The sequence below is a fragment of the Planctomycetota bacterium genome (assembly GCA_039182125.1).
GTDB lineage: Bacteria > Planctomycetota > Phycisphaerae > Tepidisphaerales > Tepidisphaeraceae > JBCDCH01.
The window spans coordinates 1-4,434 of record JBCDCH010000127.1 but is presented as its reverse complement, the minus strand read 5'-3'; the positions used below and the strand labels follow the sequence as shown (position 1 = coordinate 4,434).

Here is a 4,434-nt window from a genome sequence, read left to right as displayed (position 1 = left end):
CGCTACCCGCACTGGAAATGGGGCGCCGAGTACGACCGCATGTCCAAGCGCGACGCCTACGGCCTCGGCCGCATCTACGAGATGGTCATCAACAACGACCCGTGCTACGCCTACCTGCAAGAGTCCAACAGCGTCACGGATCAAAAACTGGTCATGGCGCATGTTTACGGCCACGCCGACTTCTTCAAGCACAACGTCTGGTTCAGCAAAACCGATCGCAAGATGATGGACACGATGGCAAACCATGCCACCCGAGTCCGCCGGCACATCGAGAACCACGGCCACGCCCGCGTCGAACGCTTCATCGACCGCTGCCTCTCGATCGAGCACCTGATCGACCCGCATTCTGTTTTCGTCAAGCGCGAGGGAACATCAAACGACCAATCGCCCTTCGAGCCGAGCAGGATGCCGGCCAAGGACTACATGGACCCGTTCGTCAACCCGCAGTCGGAGATCGACGCGCAGAAAGCGGCGCACGAAGCCAAGTCAGAAGCCGACAAGTCGCGATTCCCGAGCGAGCCGACGAAAGACGTCCTGCTCTTCCTCATACGCAACGCCAAGCTCGAAGACTGGCAGGCCGACATCCTCGGCATCATCCGCAGCGAAGCGTACTACTACGCGCCGCAGGCGCAGACCAAGGTCATGAACGAGGGCTGGGCGACCTATTGGCACAGCAAGCTGATGACCAACCACTTCCTGGAGTCGTCGGAGATCATCCACTACGCCGACCAGCACTCGGGCGTGGTGCACATGGCCCCCGGCGGCTTCAACCCGTACAAGATCGGCGTCGAGCTGTTCAAAGACATCGAGCGACGCTGGGACCGCGGCCAGCACGGCCACGCCTACGACCGGCTCGACGACCTCGGCGCCAAGAAAGCCCACGACGACGGCAGCATGGCCTGCCGCGACAAGATCTTCCAGATCCGAACGATCTACAACGATGTCAACTTCATCGACGAGTTCCTCACCCCCGAGTTTGTCGACAAGCACAAAATGTACCAAACGGGTCGAGACCCGCGGACGGGTGAGGTCAAGATTGTCAGCCGCGACTTCGGCCGCGTCAAACAAACGCTGCTCTACAAGCTGACCAACATGGGCCAGCCGATGATGTATGTAGCCGACGCGAACTACGGCAACCGCGGCGAGTTGTATCTGGCCAACAAGTGGAACGGGCTGGAGGTCGACATCGCCGCGGCCATGCCCGTGCTCCAGAACCTGTGCGCGATCTGGGGCCGGCCGGTGCACCTGCAGGCGCGGGTGCAGGACGACATGTGGCTCTACAGCTGCGCTTCACCAGACGGAGATCCCGCGGTCACCGACGACGGCCCGATCACACGGCAGCAGATCACCGACGGCACCCCGCCGCCGGCGAACATCGTCGGCTGATCAGGGCGCGTTCGGAGCATTTTGGACCGCCTCGCGGGCGCCTCGCATCGCATCCTCGGCGTTGTCACGTTGCAGCTCCGCCGCGTCTGCAGCCCGGTGCGCGGCCTGGGCGTTCGCGCGGTCTGTATCCGGGTCCGCGGCGGTCCGGGCGGCGGCGAGCGCCCGCTCCGCTTCCAGAAGTGCCGAGCGTGCTTCGCTGAGCCGCGCTTCGACAACACTCTGCGTCTGCGGCTCTGCAGCCTGCACGAGTGCCTCGAGTTCTGTGACTATCGCACGTGTTCGTGCTCGCGCCTGCTCCGCGCGTTGAACCGATTCTTCGATCTGCTTCGCATCGGCAGGGGTCGGGAGCCCGAGCGCCGAGCGTGCCGAGTCCAGATCTCTGACGCTCCGCCGCGGAGAGTACAGCCACGCGCTTGCACGAGACTTCTGCACCGCGTCCTCATCGTTGCTGAGAATAACGGCTTCGCCGGTGTCAGCCCTCGCAAGGGTCACCTCAAGATGCCGGATCAACCTCTTGAAGCGAGTATCGTGGGCGGTTGGGTCGTCGAGCCAATCAAGAAGTACCCGGCGGAGACCCTCGGTCTGCTGCGCTTCGCCGGCGTTCGCTGCCCGGAGCTCACGCTCGGATTCCTTTGCCGCGGCTGCGGCGTCTTCCGAGAGCTGCGTGATCGCCGACACGAGCGAGCCAGACTCGAAATAGTCCACCAGGACCACATCGGCCTCGCCCTTGGTCTCGTACCCGCTGGCGTTGAGCTGTCTGATGATGGCGGCACGCTTTGTGTTCGCCTGCGCTTTCATCTGATTCAAAATCGCGAAGCTCGTTTGGTTCTGCAGGAACTGCTCCGACAGCGACTCCTCGATGCCAAGCACCGCCGTCGTGATCGCAGCAAGAATGGTCTTCGATGTCTCCCCGCCGACGATCGTCGTCGCGAGCGCAAGCCCGATCTCTGTCACGTCAAACAGCGTCTTGCCCGAAGCGATCCGGAAGTAAATCGACGCGTTGTAAGCCGAGTGGTATGCAAAAATAACATCGAGATAGTGACGGACGTACACCTCGACCTTATCCGCGGAACCGAGCTCGTCACATTTGTACGGAAGATGCGTTCCCTCACTCGCTCCACCGGCCTTGTAGCCCATAAACCGATCGAGCTGAGCCTGCCAGTTGGTTCGTTCGCGGAACCACCCCGGCCGCCCCGCGCGATAGAGCACGACCGCGGGGTCCTTGACCGAATAGAAACTCCGTGATTTAAGATTGCACCCGCTCCCGGCACCCACAAAGCACACGCACACACCGAGCAGCGCTGCGCACAGCAGCCGCGACGACAATCCCCACACCATGACAGCCCCCTCGAGAACCGCAGCGGCCCACGCTCAGAGCGAACACGGTCAACCACCCCGCGGTGCGCGGAGCATACCTGAACCCGATCGCCACGCACGCATCGAGTCCCACGCATCGGCACCCCCCCTCCAAATGGGGCGTGCGACGACGGCCCGGTCCGAGCCATACACCGGGTCCTTCGAGCCGCCGATTGCCACCAACGAACCGGGACGAGACGCAAGAAGCAGCGGCCGTTCCCACCCCGGAGTGACCCGGCCGCAGTCGGCCTGCTCCCGTGCCGATCGGACAGCCTCTGCCGCTTGTCCCGCCTGCGAGGGTGCCCCCCGCCGGTCGGGCGGGTGGATCACTCGCCGCCGCGTTGTTTGTATCGCACAATGGAGTGCCGGCGGGAGCGACCCGAGCCCCGCCCCACAACCCATGCCCCCGCCCGGGGGCGGCCGCTGGAACTCGCGAGGGTCGGCGGCCGCCCCCTCGCCCATTGATGCCCGACCCCCTACCGGCACCCGGCCGTGTAGCCGACGACCCAGGCGAAGAAGTCCGAGCCGTCGCAGGCGTTGTCGCCGTTCTGGTCGCAGCGGATGTGCTTGGTGTTGAAGCGGGCGACCCACTCGGTGAAATCGTCTGGCAGCAGCAGACCGTCAAAGTTCACATCCGCCGGGCACGGCTCGAGCGTCAGCACGCCAATATCGACCCGGCCCTGCGGCCAGTCCGGATCGCCGAACCGGTTGACCTGACAGGTGAAAACCCGACCGTCGGCCGACATACGGGTCACTCCCAAAAACACCCATCCCGCGAGGTCGACGCCCCGGTTGGTTGCATACTGGATCAGATCGATCGGCCCCTCGCGGTCGACCCAGAGCGCCGGCACAAAGCTCGTCGTACCACCGAGGATGAAGCGTCCGTCGTCAGAAAGTAACAACGCGCCGGCCGAATCACCGGGCACCGCCGTCGGCAGGATGAACTCGCCCTCGCGCGTCCAGACCACGGCTTCGTTGACAGGAAAACCCTGGTCGTTGAAACCGATCCGCCGCGAACCCACGATTATCGTACCTGTCGGATCGATCGCTCCGCTCGGACCCCACGCGAGTTCTTCGTACCCGCCGTCCGGTGTGTACAGATAGGGATGCGGATGGTCGTCGGACATGACATACAGCCGACCGTCCTCAAGGATCTGACGCGCCCGCCAGCGCGGCTGTTCCTCGTTGGGCAGCACAGGCGGCGCAATGACCAGTCCGCCGTCCGGCGACCAGGACGCGGGCAGAAACGCGTCATCGAGGCTGCCGGTCCGATCGATGATCAGAGCGCTGCCAGCCGCCACCGGCTCGTTCGAGATCGCACTGAGCCCGACACGGAGACCGCTCGGCGGGCGACCGACCGATACGGATTCACCCGTGCTCGCAAACCAGACCCACGCGTCGGTCCCACCCCCGACGACCGACTGCCCGTCCGGAGAGATGGCCCCCGCCGCCAGATTGGTCACGCCCGGCGGCCCGGGAATCGGCAGGATACCGGTCTCACGAGTCCATCGAAATGGTCCGCCCGCGAAGCCGGCCGACGCGAAGCCGATCACGGTTTCGCCGTCGGCAGAGACCCGTTGACTCGAAATCACATTGACTTCTCCTGGCCCCGACCCAAAGGACAGAAACCCGCTCTGCGCGGCTGCCGACTGCCCGAGTGCTGCCACGCCGAGCCCGATGCTGATGATGTGT

The 4,434-nt window shown here is 64.4% G+C and carries 3 protein-coding genes; 1 reads left to right on the top strand and 2 read right to left on the bottom strand.

Features of this window, described 5'->3' with window-relative positions; translation table 11 throughout:
- Nucleotides 1–1,386: SpoVR family protein (locus AAGD32_18380; protein ID MEM8876216.1), on the top strand; the 1,386-nt coding region annotated here is incomplete at its 5' end.
- Here the strand turns inward: AAGD32_18380 and AAGD32_18375 are convergent.
- Together AAGD32_18375 and AAGD32_18370 are read right to left on the bottom strand one after the other, a co-directional pair.
- Nucleotides 1,387–2,724, bottom strand: coding sequence for a hypothetical protein (locus AAGD32_18375; protein MEM8876215.1), 1,338 nt, complete (start codon nt 2,722–2,724; stop codon nt 1,387–1,389).
- Nucleotides 2,725–3,218: 494 nt separating this feature from the next.
- A partial coding sequence (locus AAGD32_18370; GenBank protein MEM8876214.1) for a GC-type dockerin domain-anchored protein occupies nt 3,219–4,434 on the bottom strand: 1,216 nt, incomplete at its 5' end.